Origin of the sequence: Sediminibacterium sp. (assembly GCF_019264485.1) — a bacterium.
In the GTDB taxonomy this organism is placed as follows: Bacteria; Bacteroidota; Bacteroidia; order Chitinophagales; family Chitinophagaceae; genus Sediminibacterium.
In genome coordinates this window covers 571,696-590,638 of sequence record NZ_JAHVAA010000014.1, presented here as the reverse complement: position 1 = coordinate 590,638, position 18,943 = coordinate 571,696, and the positions used below count along the sequence as shown (strand labels likewise).

At 41.8% G+C, this 18,943-nt stretch carries 21 protein-coding genes; 11 read left to right on the top strand and 10 right to left on the bottom strand.

The features are described 5' to 3' along the window. Window positions 1-145: 145 nt before the first annotated feature. Window positions 146-496 carry a hypothetical protein gene (locus KXJ59_RS14115; protein ID WP_295205953.1) on the bottom strand — a complete coding sequence of 117 codons (351 nt, stop codon included), beginning with the start codon at window positions 494-496 and terminating at the stop codon, window positions 146-148. A 72-nt stretch (window positions 497-568) separates the two neighbouring features. Between KXJ59_RS14115 and serS the strand changes: the two genes are divergently transcribed. Both serS and KXJ59_RS14105 read left to right on the top strand, forming a co-directional pair. Next, window positions 569-1,840, top strand: a complete 1,272-nt coding sequence (gene serS / locus KXJ59_RS14110; RefSeq protein WP_295205950.1) for a serine--tRNA ligase — start codon at window positions 569-571, stop codon at window positions 1,838-1,840. 20 nt (window positions 1,841-1,860) lie between these two features. Further along, window positions 1,861-2,805 carry an alpha/beta fold hydrolase gene (locus KXJ59_RS14105; protein ID WP_295205947.1) on the top strand — a complete coding sequence of 315 codons (945 nt, stop codon included), beginning with the start codon at window positions 1,861-1,863 and terminating at the stop codon, window positions 2,803-2,805. 83 nt (window positions 2,806-2,888) lie between these two features. On the opposite strand, the gene KXJ59_RS14100 is transcribed toward KXJ59_RS14105, so the two are convergent. From KXJ59_RS14100 to mqnC, 6 genes are all read right to left on the bottom strand, one after another. After that, window positions 2,889-3,431 carry a L,D-transpeptidase gene (locus tag KXJ59_RS14100; RefSeq protein WP_295205944.1) on the bottom strand — a complete coding sequence of 181 codons (543 nt, stop codon included), beginning with the start codon at window positions 3,429-3,431 and terminating at the stop codon, window positions 2,889-2,891. Window positions 3,432-3,701: 270 nt separating this feature from the next. Then, window positions 3,702-4,583 (bottom strand): outer membrane beta-barrel protein, encoded by an 882-nt coding sequence (locus KXJ59_RS14095; RefSeq protein WP_295205941.1) that lies wholly within the window; start codon window positions 4,581-4,583, stop codon window positions 3,702-3,704. Window positions 4,584-4,601: 18 nt separating this feature from the next. Then, on the bottom strand, window positions 4,602-5,720 hold the full coding sequence (locus KXJ59_RS14090) for a hypothetical protein (protein WP_295205937.1): 1,119 nt from the start codon (window positions 5,718-5,720) through the stop codon (window positions 4,602-4,604). A gap of 12 nt (window positions 5,721-5,732) precedes the next feature. Then, the gene (locus tag KXJ59_RS14085; protein WP_295205935.1) at window positions 5,733-6,224 is read right to left on the bottom strand and encodes an RNA polymerase sigma factor; all 492 of its coding nucleotides are present in this window, start codon (window positions 6,222-6,224) and stop codon (window positions 5,733-5,735) included. A gap of 113 nt (window positions 6,225-6,337) precedes the next feature. After that, window positions 6,338-6,553 (bottom strand): hypothetical protein, encoded by a 216-nt coding sequence (locus KXJ59_RS14080; protein ID WP_295205933.1) that lies wholly within the window; start codon window positions 6,551-6,553, stop codon window positions 6,338-6,340. A 135-nt stretch (window positions 6,554-6,688) separates the two neighbouring features. Beyond that, entirely contained in the window at window positions 6,689-7,813 is a 1,125-nt protein-coding gene (gene mqnC / locus KXJ59_RS14075; RefSeq protein ID WP_295205930.1) for a cyclic dehypoxanthinyl futalosine synthase, read from the bottom strand. Window positions 7,814-7,979: 166 nt separating this feature from the next. Here mqnC and KXJ59_RS14070 point away from each other — a divergent pair, with 166 nt between their 5' ends. The 4 genes from KXJ59_RS14070 to KXJ59_RS14055 all read left to right on the top strand — a co-directional run bounded on the left by KXJ59_RS14070 (window position 7,980) and on the right by KXJ59_RS14055 (window position 12,328). Beyond that, the gene (locus KXJ59_RS14070) at window positions 7,980-9,185 is read left to right on the top strand and encodes an aspartyl protease family protein (RefSeq protein WP_295205928.1); all 1,206 of its coding nucleotides are present in this window, start codon (window positions 7,980-7,982) and stop codon (window positions 9,183-9,185) included. Window positions 9,186-9,290: 105 nt separating this feature from the next. Further along, complete coding sequence (locus KXJ59_RS14065) at window positions 9,291-10,526, top strand: pitrilysin family protein (RefSeq protein WP_295205925.1); 1,236 nt, start codon at window positions 9,291-9,293, stop codon at window positions 10,524-10,526. A gap of 39 nt (window positions 10,527-10,565) precedes the next feature. Then, window positions 10,566-11,846, top strand: coding sequence for a pitrilysin family protein (locus KXJ59_RS14060; protein ID WP_295205922.1), 1,281 nt, complete (start codon window positions 10,566-10,568; stop codon window positions 11,844-11,846). Between the two features lie 119 nt (window positions 11,847-11,965). Beyond that, window positions 11,966-12,328: a phage holin family protein gene (locus tag KXJ59_RS14055; protein ID WP_295205919.1), complete on the top strand. Its 363-nt coding sequence runs from the start codon at window positions 11,966-11,968 to the stop codon at window positions 12,326-12,328. A gap of 131 nt (window positions 12,329-12,459) precedes the next feature. On the opposite strand, the gene KXJ59_RS14050 is transcribed toward KXJ59_RS14055, so the two are convergent. From KXJ59_RS14050 to KXJ59_RS14040, 3 genes are all read right to left on the bottom strand, one after another. Continuing rightward, on the bottom strand, window positions 12,460-12,852 hold the full coding sequence (locus tag KXJ59_RS14050) for an arsenate reductase ArsC (protein WP_295205917.1): 393 nt from the start codon (window positions 12,850-12,852) through the stop codon (window positions 12,460-12,462). A 10-nt stretch (window positions 12,853-12,862) separates the two neighbouring features. Then, entirely contained in the window at window positions 12,863-13,711 is an 849-nt protein-coding gene (locus KXJ59_RS14045; protein ID WP_295205914.1) for an arsenite methyltransferase, read from the bottom strand. A 79-nt stretch (window positions 13,712-13,790) separates the two neighbouring features. Next, a complete protein-coding gene (locus tag KXJ59_RS14040; protein WP_295205912.1) occupies window positions 13,791-14,126 on the bottom strand; it encodes a metalloregulator ArsR/SmtB family transcription factor in 336 nt (111 codons plus the stop codon). 357 nt (window positions 14,127-14,483) lie between these two features. Here KXJ59_RS14040 and KXJ59_RS14035 point away from each other — a divergent pair, with 357 nt between their 5' ends. From KXJ59_RS14035 to KXJ59_RS14015, 5 genes are all read left to right on the top strand, one after another. Beyond that, window positions 14,484-14,675, top strand: a complete 192-nt coding sequence (locus KXJ59_RS14035; protein ID WP_295205909.1) for a hypothetical protein — start codon at window positions 14,484-14,486, stop codon at window positions 14,673-14,675. An 82-nt stretch (window positions 14,676-14,757) separates the two neighbouring features. Beyond that, entirely contained in the window at window positions 14,758-15,120 is a 363-nt protein-coding gene (locus KXJ59_RS14030; RefSeq protein ID WP_295205906.1) for a PadR family transcriptional regulator, read from the top strand. Between the two features lie 20 nt (window positions 15,121-15,140). Then, a complete protein-coding gene (locus KXJ59_RS14025; RefSeq protein WP_295205903.1) occupies window positions 15,141-17,360 on the top strand; it encodes a PspC domain-containing protein in 2,220 nt (739 codons plus the stop codon). Window positions 17,361-17,531: 171 nt separating this feature from the next. Continuing rightward, a complete protein-coding gene (locus KXJ59_RS14020) occupies window positions 17,532-17,933 on the top strand; it encodes a hypothetical protein (protein WP_295205900.1) in 402 nt (133 codons plus the stop codon). 113 nt (window positions 17,934-18,046) lie between these two features. Next, window positions 18,047-18,871, top strand: coding sequence for a hypothetical protein (locus tag KXJ59_RS14015; protein ID WP_295205897.1), 825 nt, complete (start codon window positions 18,047-18,049; stop codon window positions 18,869-18,871). Window positions 18,872-18,943: the final 72 nt, after the last annotated feature.

Genomic DNA, 18,943 nt, shown 5'->3' with positions numbered 1-18,943 from the left:
TTTTAGTCCATGGTCCATAGTCTATAGACCATGGACTGTTCTGCTGCAAATATTGATTAATTCCGGAACATGGAAAATTTATTCCTTGGTTTATGACCTATGATTTATAGCGAATGATACAACACTTACTATAGGCTATACACCATTAACTATTATCCACATGCTGGAAGTACAGCAAAACATGATCTTTGATAAAGTTTTCCTGCTCCGGAAGGGGCATCGGCGTTAATTCTTTTACCTGCTTAAAATGGGGCCATCCTTCTTCGTCTTTTCCTTCCAGTATATAATAACCACTCTGCGACAATACCGTGCATATGGCCACGTGCATCAGATCCTGTTTTTGTTCTTTTGTTACTTTTTCACGGATAAAACCGGTTTCCTGTAAACCAATCAGGAAAAGAATGGCTTCGAGGTCGGGTTTTTTACCAAAACGTTCTAACAGTTGAGCCTCAAGTGCCCACCAGCGTTGCTGAAGATCATCACTTACATATTGCATACCGCAAAGGTAAACCCTCAAAGCCTTTCTTCATCAGCCTTTAGCTGTTATCTTTGCCGCAAATTGACCCTTATGTTACAAGTGAGTGTTCTGAGAGCGAATCCGGAAGAAGTAAAGAAAAGACTGGCGGTAAAACATTTTAAACAACCAGAACTGGTTGATACCATTATTGGATTGGATGATGAGCGTAAAAAACTCCAGCTCGATTTCGATACCACACAGGGTAAAATCAATGCCGCATCGAAAGAAATCGGTAAATTGATGGGTCAGGGTAATAAAGAAGCTGCTGAAACCATGAAAGCGGAAGTAGCGGGCTTGAAAACCAGTCTCGAACCCATAAAGGAACAAATGGCAGTGGTGGAACAAACATTGCTTGATACCTTATTACAGTTACCCAACCTCCCCACAACAGAAGTGCCGGAGGGCAGAACACCAGAAGAGAATGTAGTGGTACGCGAAGCTGGTACAAAGCCTGCTTTATATGAAGGAGCCCAGCCACACTGGGACCTTACCAAAAAATACAACCTGATCGATTTTGAGCTGGGTAATAAAATTACCGGAAGTGGTTTCCCTGTATATATAGGTAAGGGTGCCAAACTGCAACGTGCACTCATCCAGTATTTTCTCGATTTTAATACCGCTGCCGGTTATACAGAATACCTGCCACCCTTTATGGTAAATGCCGCATCTGCCATGGGTACAGGACAGTTGCCTGATAAAGAAGGACAGATGTATTATATGCCGGAAGATGATTTCTACATGATTCCAACAGCAGAAGTACCTGTTACCAATGTATACCGCGATGTAATTTTAAAAGAAGAAGATTTTCCGGTGAAAATGACCGCCTATTCTCCCTGTTTCAGAAGAGAAGCGGGTAGTTACGGAAAGGATGTGCGTGGATTGAACCGTTTACACCAGTTTGAAAAAGTAGAAATTATACAGATTGTCGCACCAGAGAAAAGCCATGCTGCACTGGAAGAAATGGTATTGCACGTGGAAAAATTATTGAATACACTTGAACTGCCTTACCGCATTCTAAGATTATGTGGCGGCGACATGGGTTTTGCCAGTGCCATTACCTACGACTTCGAAGTATTCAGCGCCGCACAGGAACGCTGGCTGGAAGTAAGCAGTGTAAGCAATTTTGAGAATTACCAGACAAATCGTTTGAAATGCAGGTATAAAGACGCCAATGGTAAAATGCAATTGGCACATTCACTCAATGGAAGTTCTCTGGCGCTTCCCAGGATCGTGGCTTGTTTGCTGGAGAATCACCAGACTGCAGAAAGTATAAAGTTACCTGCCTCTTTACAGCCCTATTTCGGATCGGCCATTATTAACTAATACCATTAAATTGATTGGTTATGATTATTAAATGGCTTAAAAGAATTGGTTATACCCTGCTCGGAGTATTGCTGCTGGTAAATATTATTGCTGCATTTCATGCCTATAAGTTCACACATTTTTACAGTAATGCTGCACCGGTAAAAAAACCGGAACAAATGAGCGGTGGCGAAAAACTGAAAGCTATTTTCTTTGGTATTCGTTATCCCAAAACCAAAGTGGTCGACTCATTAGGGTTACCGCATGATACAGTTTTCCTCAAAACCACCGACAGCCTTCAACTCGAAAGCTGGTATGCCAAACGAGATTCAGCAAAAGGAACTGTACTCATGTTTCATGGTCATGGCAGCAGTAAAAGTGGCATCATTGCCGAAGCCAGAAAACTGTATGAAATGGGTTATCATGTAATGCTAACCGATTTCAGGGCGCATGGTAACAGTGATGGCAATACAACATCTATAGGTATTTATGAGTCGAGAGATGTAAAAGCTGCATACGATTACATTGTTGCAAAAGGCGAACAAAATATTATTATCTGGGGGATATCGATGGGGGCAGCCACGGCGCTTAAAGCCATTGACGAATTTGGCCTCAAGCCCAGCAAGCTCATCCTCGAAATGCCCTTTGGCTCATTACACAGTGCCGTGCAGGGTAGAATGAAAACTATGGGACTACCTTCAGAACCCCTGAGTAGTTTACTCACTTTCTGGGGTGGACTCGAAATCGGTTCCTGGGCTTTTAGCCACAGACCGGAAGAATATGCGAAGAAGGTAAGCTGCCCTGTTTTGCTTCAGTGGGGAGCTGGTGATAAACGTGTTACCGAAGACGAAACGAACGCTTTATTCAGCAATATTTCAAGTCATGATAAGGTAATGATCAAATACCTGCAAAGCGGTCATGAGAGCCTTTTCAAGAAAGAAACGGGGAAATGGGTGACTGTAATGAGTTATTTTCTAAATAAGTAGGCAATTTTTCTAAAAAATTAAAAATTCAAAAGGCAAAATTCAAAAGGGATCAATTTTGAATTTTACCTTTTGAATTTTTAGTTTCATTTCCTGATCGTAATCCTCGTTCCCACCGGCAGTACATCAAAAATTTCTTCCACATACCTGTTTTTGGTGCTGATGCATCCTTCGGTCCAGTTTTGTAATCCATCTACCGCATAATCTTCATTGGGCCAGGTGCCGTGAATGCCGATGCTTCCACCAATTTGGGCGTTGGCTGGAATGAGTCCGGCCGCTTTACGCTGGTTGAATTTGGCCACACTTTCAGCATTGGGGTAATCGATCAGCAGAAAGCGGCTCCATTTTTCATGTTTTCTTTTGAAGCTGATTTTAAAAGTTCCTTCGGGGGTTCGGCGGTCGCCCTGCATCATTTTATCGCCCATGTCTTTATTGCCAAATACCACTGGGTAGACGGCCAGACACTCGCCGGTAGAATCGTACACTTTCATTTCATACTTCGTTTTTACAACAAGGATGTAGTAAGTGTTTTTAGTAGCATGTTCGGTGTTGAGGTTTCGCGGGCTTCTGAAAGAAGTGCCCCCAATTAAAATGGCCAACAGGCAGGGAGCATACAGGAGGGGTTTCATACAAATAGGTTTTTGGTGAGAACCCGAAACTAAAATTCCGCTGCATGACCCGGTGTTGTACTCTGGTTAATTGACAAAAGTTTTGGTTAACAAACGTTATGTTAAGGGATAAGCTACAAGTGACAAGCTACAAGGAAAAGACAAGTAACAAGTACCAAGTACCAAGAGACAAGCTACAAGAGACAAGGGTACAAGGTTCAGGAGATTTTCCTTGAATCTTGTACCCTTGTCTCTTGTAGCTTGTCGCTTGCGGCTTGCAGCCCGCTGCCGCTACCATCTGCTGAACCTGATGCCTACTGCATAAGGATACTGCTCAACCCTGGTAATATCTTTGTGTAATTTATTAATGCTGTAACTGCCATATAAACGTACCGGTCCTAAACCTACTTCACCAATAGCTGCTAAGCGGAAAGGTTCTAGGTTGAAATCACCAGGCGATTTTTGTTTGCCTCGTTCACTGCTTTTTTGTTTGTTCCTGCTGCTGATAAGGTAACCCGCACTCATACCGGCACTGATACTAAAACCTCTTCTGTTATTTGGCGAAGTATTTATATTAAGCATGAAAGGAACAGTCAGGTAACCGGCATAAAGTTTATTCTTGGAGAAACTGATGGAATCGTTGTACACGTACGGATTAGGATCTTTTCTGTAACTGATACGTGAATCGTAACGGAAATTATACATTTCCAGGCCCAACCCATATTTCAGGTTCACTACATGTTTTACCACGTTTACTTTCTGCATAAAGAACCAGATATTCACGTTGGTAGATTTGCCGGTATTCAGTTTAAAACTGTTCTGGTTCACGGCTCCATCGGCCGGCCGAAAATTTCTGAAATAACCACCTGCCTGTGCATTGGTGTAATTGGTTTGGTCGCGGAAATTGGTGAACCCTAGGTCCATGATCCACCAGTTGGTGCTGATATTTCTTTTGGCCCTGTTTCTGCGTTCAATCTTGATATCAAAGTTACGATCCCAGTCTTTCCATATTCCTTTGTTATCGGAACTACTGCTGTTACCGTCTTTGTTTTTCTTGATGATAATAAAATTGCCCACTTTAACGGTGTCGGAATTATTACCTGTACTGTCTGTCTGGGCAAACAGCGATCCTGAAAGCAGGAATGCTGCTGTTACAATGGCTAAACGTTTCATACGATGTGCTTTTCTCTTTTATTTTAATGGTCTTGAGGGGCCGGTACCAACGGTTTCGGCTTCTTCAGCTTTCTTGCTTCTGAATATACTGGTTGCCTTACGGAAAAGGCCACGAAGTTTATCTTTATTAATTTCAACAGAACCAATCAATAAACTTTTATTATTACTATTGGTTTCTGTATCCAACTCCCTATAAACCACCTGTTGAACCAATGCTTCTTTTTCAGGAGCTTCCGTTTCATCAGGACTGGCAGCTGTTTTAATCATTTCGTTTACATTGATGGCTTCATTGGCGGCAATACCCGCAAATGTTTTTGTATTCATCAAAGGTTTTACAGACTCTTCTGCGGTAATGGTATTTTGTCTTTCAATGATCAGTTCAGGTTTTGTTTTCAAATCCTCACTGGTGTTTGTAATGGGTACATTTACAGCTAAGGATTGTTGTAAAACCGAAACAGTATTTTGCTGAGCAATCTTATTTACTTTATTTGAGGTATAAGAACCAGAACTGTTATCAGTTATTTCTGCCGGTTCATTAACGACAGAAGAACTGTTTGTATTATCAGTGCCCACTATTTTCTTATCAGTAACAGTTGCCAGTTGGTTATCGTTGCTTATGGTTGAACCGGTATTGCCGGTAATGGTCCAGAGAAAAAATCCAAATCCTATTATTGCTGCTGCTGCAACCATTTTCATCCAGCGCATGTATACAATGGGCCTTCTTTCAGACTCAGTTCTGTATAAACTGTTTTTATATGGGAAAACAAGTTCTTCAACAGGGAGCTTGGTTTGTTTGAACTGAACAAATTCTTCCTGTAATGCCGGATGTTGTAATACGAATCTTTCAACTGCTTCACGCTCTTCAGGTACGAGTTCATCATCTACATATAACAGAAATTGCTCAGTATGATTGTGTAAACCAATTTCCTCACCTGCATTGCGGTAGAGTAATGATTTATCTGTGACCAGGTTCTCTTCAACAGGCAAAGTAGTTTGTTGCAGCGCAAGAAACTCATCTGCCAGGTCAGGATTTTCCTGAACAAACTGTTCAACAGCCATCCTTTCGGCAGGAGAAAGCTCCCTGTCTGTATAGAGCAGGAAAAACTCCTCGTAATTATGTCTGTTGATGTTGATCATTATATTGATTAATTATAAAACATTTTCAGGACTCACTAAATAATTCCGCAGGGTAAGTCGGGCACGATGAAGATAAACTTTCACCTGGCTTTCATTTAATCCCATGATCTGTCCGATTTCTTCATAGCTATATCCTTCATAGTCTTTCAGCATTACCAGGCTTCGTTGTGTTTCATTCAGCCTGTTTAATGCCTCCATCAGTATCTTTTTTACATTCCTGTTATTGCCGCTTATCTGCTCCGATCTGCCATCTTCCTGGAATTCGTCTTTTAACTGAATCCTCTTCACTTTCCTGATATGGTCAATCATCTGGTTATAGGCCACTGTAAAAAGATAGGATTTCGATTTGCCGTTTTCAACTGCTTCCCGGTTGCGCCAGAGTTTTTCGAAGGCTGTCTGAACGATATCCCTTGCATCCTCTTCATGGCGAAGATTCTTCACGATGAAACGATACACGTTGTCGGCGTATAGGTTCACACAGTTATTGTACTCTTGCTCGGTCATAAACAGCAGCGATAATTCAAATGATTGCCTTGTATAAAGGTTATACGGGCGGCGGAGACTTTTGTTACAGTGCAAAGAAAAAAAATCCTGCGTTTATGGCGCAGGATCAATGATTATCGGAAAGTTGAGACAATTAAACGGTTTAATCCGCCATAATGCATTTCATCCGGACTGCTGCCCTGAGGCTTTGTGGTTTGCTTTTTCTGCTTCAATGGACAGTTTTTGGAAGTCTCACAAATCTTTTTATTGCTGTAATTCTCCGTAATATACCCGACTGCGAATAACATGACAGTAGCTGCCACTGGGAGAAAGAGGTATCTTTTTTTCATAAGCCGGGTTTAAGGAATGGTAAAGTTATATACAAGAATCTTAAACAAGAAAGGTTTTAACGTTAAAGGAAGTTAAAAATCGATAGTTTATAGCTAATAGTCCATAGCCATAAACTATGGTCTATCGACTATGGACTAATAATCTATCACCTGCTCCTGTATACTTTCCGGAATTTCCCTCCAGTTGTACTGCTGGCCGCGTAACTGGGGCTCAAAACCGGCTTCGCGGATGGCATCCTGCATGGTTTTATAGGTAAAACGGTGGGGGGCGCCGGCGGCGCTTACCACATTTTCCTCGATCATAATGGAACCAAAATCATTGGCACCAGCATGCAGACAAATCTGGGCCGTTTGTTTACCCACTGTAAGCCAGCTGGCCTGTATATTCTTCACATTAGGCAACATAATACGGCTGATGGCAATCATCCTGATATATTCATCGGTAGTGGTAAGGTTATGAACCCCCCTGATACGGGTAAGCAGGGTATCTACATCCTGAAAGGTCCATGGAATAAAAGCCAGGAATCCGTTTGCCTCTTCGGGTTTACGACTTTGAACCTCCCGTATCCGTGTTAAATGAATAAATCGCTCTTCAAGTGTTTCAACATGCCCAAACATCATGGTGGCACTGGTGGTGATATTCAGTTTATGGGCTTCATGCATGATATCCAGCCATTCATCCGCCCCACATTTCCCTTTCGAAATCAGTCTGCGCACCCTGTCAACCAGAATCTCGGCACCTGCGCCGGGTAAAGAGTCCAGACCAGCTTCCTGTAAGGCTTTCAGCACATCCCTATGGCTCATTTTCTCCAGTTTACAGATATGCGCCACTTCGGGTGGCCCCAGCGCGTGCAGCTTTAAATGGGGATATTCCTGTTTAATCTGTCTGAAAGTGTTGGTATAGAAATCCAGTCCCAGTTCCGGGTGATGACCTCCCTGTAACAGTAATTGATCGCCGCCGTATTGTAATGTTTCTTCAATTTTCTTACGGTAGGTAGGCATATCGGTGATATATGCCTCGGCATGACCCGGTATGCGGTAGAAATTGCAGAATTTGCAATTGGCAATACAAACATTTGTGGTATTCACGTTCCGGTCAATCTGCCAGGTAACTTTACCATGCGGAACCTGCTTCTTCCTCAGTTCATCAGCCACATGCATCAGTTCGGAGAGAGGGGCCTGTTCAAAGAGAAACATACCTTCTTCTATACTTAAAAACTCAAAATTCAGTGCCCGTTGGTATAAATCAGCTAACTGCATGTAGAGGGAATTTCTTGTAAACAACAAAGGTAGGATGATAAGGTTGATTATAGCTGCATCAAAAACGGCAGTTCGATTGTCATGTGTAAGAGCCGATGATCATTCACACCCGGAAACAACACAAAAAAGCGGAGGTAATGGCCAAATGAGCTTATTTTGAATCTGCATGAAACGTTTAACGATTGCCATCCTCCTGATAGGGTTGTTTTGTGCCCTGCCCCCTGCTCATGCTCAGGAAGAATTTATCATGCCCGAAGCGAAATTGCTCACACGCTTCCCTTTTACCCAGTTGAGCGGTGGCATTGTTTTACTCCGTGCACAGATCGATAACCATGCCGACACACTCAATTTTGTTTTTGATACAGGTAGTGGTGGCATTTCACTCGACTCACTCACAGTTGAGTATCTCGGACTGAAAAAAGAACTGAGCGATAAGACTATTCGTGGTATTGCAGGTATTAAACTGGTAGAATTTGCCTATAATCATACACTTAAACTGCCGGGCTTGCAGGTTGATAAACTGGATTTCCATATCAACGATTATGATTTACTGACAAGTGTGTATGGATTAAAAATTGACGGTATTATCGGGTTTAGTTTTTTGAGAAGATTTATTGTACACCTCGATTACGACAAACAGGTGATGGAAGTATATTCACCCGGCAGGTTCAGGTACCCGAAAGGGGGGTATATGCTTCATCCCGATTTTTCGACACTCCCCTTACAGGCAGCTACAATAGAAGATGAGAGAGTGATAAATGCACGCTTTATTTTTGATACAGGCGCAGGTCTCACTTTCCTGCTTTCAAAAGAATTTGTACAGGACAGCGCAGTATTCAAACGAAAAAGAAAATTCTATCCTACACAGGCAGAAGGGTTAGGCGGAAAGAAGATGATGGATATTACTGTGGCAAAAGAAATAAAACTGGGCCCCTACAAATTCAGAAACGTACCCATACATATTTTCGATGATGAATATAATGTAACATCCTATCCATTACTGGGCGGACTTATTGGCAATGATGTAATGCGCAGGTTCAATGTTATTCTCAATTATCCCGACCGATCTATTTATATCAAACCCAATAATCATTTCCCTGAAAGCTTTGACTATTCCTATACAGGTTTGGGTATATACCTGATTAATGGCGAAATAAGGGTCATTGATATTATTAAAGGCTCGCCGGGCGATAAAGCAGGTTTTCAGCCGGGTGATATCATTTTTTCAGTGGAGAATAATTACACTAAAAATATTCAGACTTATAAAACACTTTTTCAAAACTCTATCGGTAAAGTTCGTGTGATCATTTTCAGGGAACAAAAACCCCTGGTACTCACCATGGTCATAAAAGATATCAGGCGCAACCGGTAATGAATTTATGTTTTTGGGAAATCTAATGGGCTGAAATGATCGGCCAGCGCCTCAAAACGATACACTACCTGCTTTTCACTTAATTTCGCTGTTTCAATTCTATCTATGATTATATATGACCGATTTGTGCTGGATAATGGACTGAGGGTTTTGGTACATGAAGATCATTCCACCCCCATGGCTGTAGTTAATGTGCTGTACGATGTAGGTGCCCGTGATGAAAACCCGGAAAAAACAGGTTTCGCACACCTGTTCGAGCACCTGATGTTTGGAGGCAGCATCAATATTCCCGATTATGATGAGCCCCTGCAAAGAGCAGGCGGCGAAAACAATGCCTATACTACCAACGACCTTACCAATTATTATTGTCAGGTGCCGGCAGAAAATATTGAAACCGCATTCTGGCTCGAAAGCGACCGGATGCTGAGTCTGGCATTCAGTAAAAAAAGTCTTGACGTTCAGCGAAAAGTAGTGTGTGAAGAGTTCAAAGAACATTACCTCAATAAGCCTTATGGCGATGTATGGCATAAAATGCGTGAACTGGCTTATACCAAACATCCATACCGCTGGATGACCATCGGTAAAGAACTGAGTCATGTGGAGAATGCACATATTGATGATGTAAAACAGTTCTTTTTTAAACATTATCGACCGGTGAATGCTGTACTGGTAGTAACAGGTCATGTAACTACGGAGCAGGTAAAACAACTTGCTGATAAATGGTTCGGTGATATACCGATGGGCGAAAAATACCAGCGCAGCTTACCACAGGAGCCTGCACAAACCCTTGCACGTAAACTCGAAGTACATGCGCAGGTACCACTCGATGCATTTGTTAAAACATGGCATATGGATACACGGCTCGATAAAGGGTATTATGCAGCCGATATGATTACTGAAATACTTGGTGGCGGTGGCTCTTCAAGACTATATCAATCGCTGGTGAAAGAAAGACAATTATTCTCCAATCTGGATTGTTATCATTTTGGCAGTATAGATGCAGGTCTGCTGACGGTAGAAGGAAAACTGGTAAAAGGAGTAAAACTGGAAGAGGCGGCTGCGGCAGTAGATGCTGAGATCGGTAAACTGCAATCTACACTCATCAGCGAACAGGAATTGCAGAAAGTAAAAAACAAAACAGAAAGTGTTATTGCTTTTGAAGATATGAGTATTATGAGCAGGGCCAATAGTCTTGCCCTGTATGAATTATTGGGTGATGCAGATATGATGAATACCGAGCTACAGAAATACCAGGTGATAACCGTTGAAGATATACAGGCATATTGTAAAAAAATATTCCGCGAAGAGAACAGCAATACCCTGTTCTACCATGCCAATTAATATTCACTTATCAGTGCCGTTTAACAGCGATATAAATTTATGATCAACAGAACCACCGCTCCTTCCATAACCGATGCAGTATCATTCAATCTTTCACTGAAACCCTGCGATCGTTATACACTTGATAACCAGACACCCGTTTATGCCATTCATGCAGGCGCACAGGATGTGGTGATGATTGAATGGGTTTTTTATGCAGGCAACTGGTACGAATCGAAAAATATAGTAGCAGGTACCACCAATTTTTTGTTGAAAAATGGTACCGCTCAGCGAAATGCGTATTCTATCAATGAATATTTTGAATTTTATGGTGCATACCTGAACCGTAGTTGTTACAATGAAACCGCTACAATAACATTACATTGTTTAAGTAAACACCTGCATGAACTGTTGCCTGTTGTTGCCGAAATACTCACTGAAAGTATTTTTCCTGAAGCAGAACTGGCTATCTGTAAACAGAACCAGAAACAAAGACTGGAAGTAAACCTCAAGAAATGCGATTTTGTGGCCAACCGCCTGATTGATGAATATGTATTTGGTTTTCATCATCCTTATGGTAAGTACACATCAACAATTGATTACGACGCATTACAAAGGGAAGAAATGGCAGCGTTTTATGAACAGTTTTATAAAAATGGTTCCTGTATGGTATTTGCCGCGGGAAAGCTGCCCGCCGATTTAGGAACACAACTGAATAAAGTGTTTGGAAAACTTCCGCTTAACAGCAAGCCATTGCCCGCCATTGAATACCCGCTTGCACCTGCCACAGAAAAAAAATACCGGATTATTAATGATGCAGAAGGTGTACAGGGAGCCATCAGAATGGCGCAATCTTTTTTTAACAGGCATCATCCCGATTTTCCGAAAGTGCAGGTGTTGAATAATATTTTCGGAGGATTTTTCGGGTCGAGGCTCATGAGTAATATACGTGAAGACAAAGGGTATACTTATGGTATACACAGTTACCTGCAAAATCATATCCATCACAGTGCGTGGATGATCAGTACCGAAGCAGGACGTGATGTTTGTGAAGCAACGATTACTGAAGTATATAAGGAAATGGAACGATTGCGAAATGAACCGGTAGACAAAGAAGAACTTGATCTGGTTCGTAACTATATGATCGGCTCATTACTTGGTGATCTTGACGGTCCCTTCCAGATCATCAGCCGCTGGAAAACATATGTGCTGAATGGACTGGATGAACAGTATTTCTACAATAGCATAGAAACCATTCGAACTGTAAGCAGCGAAGAGTTGCAAGCCCTTGCGCAAACACATCTTCAACCTGAGCATTTCTATGAATTGGTAGTAGTATAATACAGAAACCATATTCCCTGCTCTGGATTTAAATCCTGAGCAGGGAACATAGCTGTTAAAATTTCGAATACCGCTGATAATCAGAAAATAAATACTAATTTGAAACGTATCTATATTATATGGGACGTTTCTTTACAAAAACAATAGCAAGTACGCTTGCCATTTTATTAGCAGCATATATTCTTCGGGGTATTGATGTGAAGGATCCACTCACGGCATTAATTGTTGCTGTGGTGCTCGGGTTATTGAATAGTTTCATTAAGCCCGTTCTTATTTTACTGACGATACCCATTACTATTTTCACACTCGGACTTTTTCTCTTCGTCATCAATATTATCATTGTAAAATGGGCAGCCTCTATTGTTCCGGGTTTTACGGTAGATGGATGGGTGTCTGCATTGTTTTTCAGCTTACTCGTATCATTTGTAACCTCTATCATTGAAGCCATCCTCGGAAGAGGAGGTGAGCCACAAGAAAAATAAGTATGCTTAATAACCTCCCGTTCCCCCTTTCTCTTTGTTAATAGTGTCTTGCAAATTGTAAGCTAAGTTTTGCTGAACTTTTTAAACACGGAGAAAGCGAGAACGGGAGGTTGCACAGAGATTTTGGAACATTAGAGAGAGGCAATCAAATTCTTTACTTTCTCACTAATCAAATCCCTGATTTTATTAAACTCCTCTGGTTCCATATGTTTCGGATCTGGAATCTGCCAGTCGATGAATTGTTTGGCAGGCATCCAGGGGCAGGCATCGCCGCAGCCCATGGTAACGACTGCGTCAAAGGGAGCATAGGCTTCTACCTCCTGCAGCGATTTGCTGTCGTGTGAACCTAAATCGTAACCCAGTTCTTTCATGGCCGCAATGGCTTTAGGGTTAACAATACCACTCGGTTTGCTGCCAGCACTAAAGGCTTCAACATGTTCACCACCATGAATAGTAGCAAAAGCCTGACTCATCTGACTGCGATTGCTGTTTTCTACACAAACAAAAAGGAGTTTCTTTTTCATGGATATATATTTAATTACAACATCCTGGAGCACAACAAGGCGCTTCTTCTGTTAATGGTTTCTCGGCATATACAGTTATGCTATAAATACCTGCATTACTGTTTCTGAATGATTGAATCTCTTCCGCTGAAAAATAATTACGGAGAATATCATCGGGCAGGAGTATGCTTTTTTCTTTCTGCACGGTAACGTTCTTGAAACCTGTAGCCTGAATGAGTTCGAGGTATACATTTTTTTGTATGGCACCCGATACACAACCGGCATACATTTCAGCAGCTTCTCGAAGTTTGGATGGCAACTCGCCTTCCAATACAATATCTGAAATACTGAAGTGACCGCCGGGTTTTAATACACGGTATACTTCTTTCAATACATTGAACTTATTGGGTACGAGGTTCAATACACAATTACTAACGACTACATCGGCCACATTTGCCGATACAGGCATTTGTTCAATATCACCAAAACGAAACTCTACATTGTTAAAACCCAGTTTTTCTGCATTGGTTCTTGCTTTTTCAACCATGCGTTCTGTAAAGTCGATACCAATTACTTTACCATTCTCACCGGTAAGTGCGCGGGCAATAAAGCAGTCATTGCCTGCACCACTGCCCAGATCAATTACGGTATCCCCTTTTTTAATCCTGGCAAATTCAGTGGGTAAGCCGCAACCCAACCCAAGATCAGCATCGGGGTTATAACCTGCCAGGCGGGTATAGTCATCTGCCATAATATTATACACTTCTGTGCTGCAACCACCTGCACCGCAGCATGAAGCTGCATTATCGCTGCGTGTCTGGTCAGCGATTTCGCCATACTTTTCTTTTACCAATGCCTTTAAGGCTGTTTCTGTTTGCATTTTTTTGTTTTTTATGATGATAAAAACTGTTCGTGGTCACTATTGTCTGCGATCCATGGCCCGCATACAGTGATGAGCGCTAACAGCATGATTTCGCCTGTTGATCTTTCAGTTTGTGAAAAAGGGAAGAAAACTCTGTATTGAATTTTTCAAAAGCTTTCCAGTTGATACAATAACAGCTTCGTGGTCCATCTACCGTACCATCAATTAAACCGGCATCTTTTAATTCTTTTAAGTGTTGCGATACAGTAGACTGTGCCAATGGTAATACTTCAACAATCTCACCACATATACATTCATTGTTTTGAGCCAGCACTTTTAATATGGCAATACGTGCCGGGTGCGACAGTGCTTTTGCAAAGGCAGCGAGGTCCTGTTCTTTTTTTGAAAACGCTTCTGTTTTAGGTGTGGCCATCTTTTATCGTTTTTGTACGATAAGACAAAGTAAATACCTTTTTTTCTTTTATCGTACAAAAACGATAAATATTTTTTCAGACCAAAACCAGTTATTTGGGAGACAATGTAAAGAATCGCCGTTTCTCACGAAATAATACCATTCATCCTATTGTAAAAATCTTGAAATCTTGTAACTTGTTGTTTATCAATTAATTAAGTTTAACCAGTTATTAAGCTCTGCCCATTACCTAAAAAAACTTGGTACTATGTGTTGCATAGTACCAAAAATACCCCCATCTTTGTGTTATGAAAGGAAAGGGAAATAACCCGAACCCTTCAGAAAAGAAAAATTAAAAACACTATTAAATAAAGAGTTATGAAAACGCAAAACACAAACTTCTTTCAGCAACTGGGACAGGATCACCTGAATAATCTGGTTAGAGAAGTAAAAGAAACCGTTGCGACTGGTATTCAGATAAACAACAAAAATGTATTCGGTGCCGTTGATTACTGGAATATTCAACGCAACCGCAAAACAAGAATTCTGAGAAGACATCTTGTTGCTTAACCAAATCAGAACAGAAACAATTTTATAAATCATTGTTCTGCTTACCCCCCGAAAAGTAAGGGAACAATTAAAAACTCCGGCTATGGACATTCAGAACACACAAAGTCAGATGCGAAAGGGTGTATTGGAGTTTTGCATTTTATCCATCATCAGGCAGGGTGAGGTTTACCCCAGTGATATCGTGGACCGAATGAAAGCTGCCAACCTGCACATCCTGGAGGGTACTTTATACCCGCTTTTGACAAGATTAAAAAATGCAGGTTTACTGACCTACCGTTGGGTGGAAAGTAACAGTGGACCGCCCCGTAAATATTTCGTGATGACCGACAAAGGTTTAGAGTTCTATAATGAACTCGAAAGAACCTGGCAGGAACTGGCCGATGCCGTGCAGGCACTCACACAACCAGTAGGATCGGCTCACGAAGAAAACCCAACCCAACCTTAACCAACAAAACTGAACAGAAAATGAAAAAGGTAATCAATATAAACTTTCAGGGCAGGGTAATACCCATCGAGGAGTCTGCCTACGACATGCTCAAGCAGTATGTGGAAAGTTTGAGAAAGTTCTTTGCCAATGAGGAGGGACGCGACGAAATCATCAATGATATCGAAGGACGTATCGCTGAATTGTTTGGCGACAGCCTGAAAAAAGGTGCTACCTGTATTACCGATGATACAGTAAATGAAATCATCAATAGTATGGGCCGCCCCGAAGATTTCGAAGGTGAGGAGTCGAATGTACACTCACAATTGGGTGGAGAAGAAAAAGAATACAGATTCAATAACGCCGGTACTGCCGAAACCAGTGCCCGTGGCAGGTTATACCGCGACGATAATGAAAAAATATTGGGGGGTGTGTGCGGCGGTTTGGCCAACTACCTCCGTATCGATCCAACCATCGTTCGTCTGGTATTTGCTTTGATCACCTTTATGGGTGGTTCAGGTATCCTCCTGTATATACTGTTATGGATCATTCTTCCTTCCAGACCACTGGAAGGAATTTCATCCACTAAAAGATTATACCGTAATCCAGACGAAAGAGTTATTGCAGGTGTAGCCAGTGGTATCGCATCTTATTTCGATATCGCAGTATGGGTACCCCGCTTAATCTTTGCTTTCCCACTGGTACTCGGTATCATCACATCTATTTTCAGAGGCGCATTCTGGATGGACGTTGATCCCTTCCCAGGTATCATCTTTGGTTCATTTGGTGGTACTTTATTCGTAATATATGCAGTATTATGGGCCGTAATTCCAGAAGCCAAGAGTGCTTCAGAAAAACTGGAAATGCGTGGCGAAAAAGTAGACCTTAATACCATTAAAAATACCATCCAGGAAGACCTCGAAGGCTTTAAGAGCCGCGCAGAAAAATGGGGTGGTGAATTCAAGGACAAAGCACAGCAATTCGGACAGGAATTTGGCCAGACAGTTGGACAAAAAGGCCAGCAGGTTGGCGCAGAAACAGGTTCGGCAATTAAAAGAGGTGGCAGAAGGCTTGGTGGTATAATCGCCATCCTGTTTAAAGCGTTCTTCTTATTCATTGCAGGTATACTGGCTTTCGCTCTGTTGGTAACATTACTTGCCTTTATGGTGGCAGGTGTAGGAGTATTCCCCCTGAAAAACTTCTTCCTTGAAGGATTTAGCCAGAACTTTCTGGCATGGGCCACACTCTTATTATTCCTCGGAGTACCGGTGGTAGCGTTTATTACCTGGCTCATCCGCCGCATCATGGGTATAAAATCGGGTAACCGTTATTTGGGATTCACGTTTGCCGGCTTGTGGTTTATCGGACTGGTTTGCGGTGGTATTCTTACCTATTCTATTGTACGCAATTTCGATGCAACAGCAAGAGAAAAGCATGAATACAGTGTGGTACAACCTTCAACCGGAAAACTGGTGGTAAAAGTACCAGACAGCAAAGTAAAAGTGTATGGACGCTGGTTTAAACTGGATGGTATTGTGAGTATGAACGACGATAGCTTATTCCTGAATAATGTACGCCTCCGTATCGTGAAAAGTCCAGACACCGCTTATCATATCTATTCTTATAAATACAGTAGCGGAAGAGATGAAGGTGCAGCAGTGAGGAATATTCACGAAATATCATACAGTATCAATCAGTCTGATAGTACCGTATTATTAGACCGTGGTTTTTCTCTGAAAAAAGGAACTAAATTCCGTAACCAGGGTGTACAGTTAACCATACAGGTACCTGTAGGTAAAAGAATCCTGATCGATAGAACAGTATCACGCAACCTCAACTGGTTTCATGTAGGAAATGGTTACGACTGGGAGTGGGATGAAGAATGGAACAGCAATAATGAAGACTGGCATTCTAATGTGGAATATATCATGACGCCTGGCGGACTGGAGCGGATAAAAACAAAAGAAGATATTGAAGAAGAAAAAAGAAGGAAATCAGATGGAGAGTCAGACTCGGATAATGATGCAGTAGAGCAGTATAAAAAAAGTAAGGAAGAATTGCAGAAAGAATATGAGCGTAAGCAGCGTGAGGCAGAAGAGTTAAAAAAAGAATTGGATAAACCTATTGATACCACCCGTTACCGTTACAAAAAAGCAACCGCCATGAATGAGGCGGAAATAAAACCGGTAATAGAGGAGCGCACAGAAAACCGGATACCCTTTGAGGCTTCAAGGTTACTGATGATGCAAATGGTTTATTAAAGATGGTTGAAGTTGGGAAAAAAGAACCCCGTCCTGTTCTCACGAGGGGGTTCTTCCCTTCTCTTTTCAAAACCATAGAATAGATGCATGAAATATGCCACAACAAAATTCAAGCAGCCTGTAATGTTTATTGGTGAATTCTATGTAACCCCAATCAATAAAAGCTAACACATGAAAATGAAATACACTGTTGCCATTGCCATCTGTATCATGGTATTAACAGGATGTGTTCGTTATCATTCCGAACGTATCCACGATGGAAAAACAACGATCACGGTAAAAGAAAGTGATCACCAATACCGGATGGATGCGAAATTCAGCCGCTCAAAAACCAAACAGGTAGCCAGGGTAATAGATCAGGCACTGGACTCTAATTCCAGCCTTGATACCGATGACCTTGATGGAACAATTTCACTGGAAGATGATACAAGAGTATATGTTAGACTCCGCTCTGGCAGACTCAGGATAAGGTTTGATAAAGATGTAAACAGCGAAACCGCTTATGATCGTATCAAAGAATTAAGTGAAAAAATTAAAGTAACCATCCACTCCAGTCAGGTTCAGCTTCAATAATATTTTATTTTCTGCTTTCGGATGATGCACCCACTTGCAACCGGTTCTTAACCCGGTGGGATGGTGGAGGGATAAACTTATGCCCTGCAAACATGTCACCACAAATCATCTGTATGAAAAGATTACTACTCCGATCTGTATTTGTAATAGTACTCATCCTGTCTATCATTTACCTGATGGCATGGAAGTCTCCCAAATATTATGTTCCACAAACAGGCTGGAATACAGCAGACAGTATTGTGCCATTTCTTCAGTATACGGGAGAACATGAACGCCCTTATATTATAGAAACAAATACAGCACTGATCTTTGGCGCCACACACACCAAAAACAGCAAGGATCCACAGATTATACAAATGGAAAACCGCTGGAGCGAATTTCAACCCACAATCGCACTGGTAGAAGGCCGGCTGGGGTTTCTGCTACCGCCTTTTATGGATCCTGTGGAAGAACTGGGAGAAGGAGGGATGTTAAAAGCACTGGCACACAGGGATGGTGTGAAAATCATGAACTGGGATCTTTCCAAAAAAGCATTGGCCGATTCATTGCAACATTATTTTACACGCGAACAGATTGCTTTACAGCAAATACTCAATCCCTATTTTGGCAATCTTCGTTTCGGTAAACCATCTTCACCAGATCGTTTCATTAAAGAATACCTGAAACGCGCAGCTCATGTGGGTTTGCAAGACAGTATCAAAACAGTGGCCGATGTAGACCGTGCCTGGAAAAAATATTTCCCCGCAGGTACAGACTGGCGAGAAGTATCTGATGAATATGAATTACCCGGTTACCTGGCAACACTCATGGCCACATCAAACGATATCCGTAACCGGCAGCTGGTAGCAGCAGTAAAAGAACTCACCAAAAAAGGGGAAAGAGTCTTTGTAGTATGCGGCTCCAGCCATGCATACTGTGTAGCTCCATCTTTCAAATAAAGCTCTCTGCGAAACTTCCGTTCCCTCATGTTCTCTGCGGTGAACATTCGAGTAAAATCACCGCAGAGAACA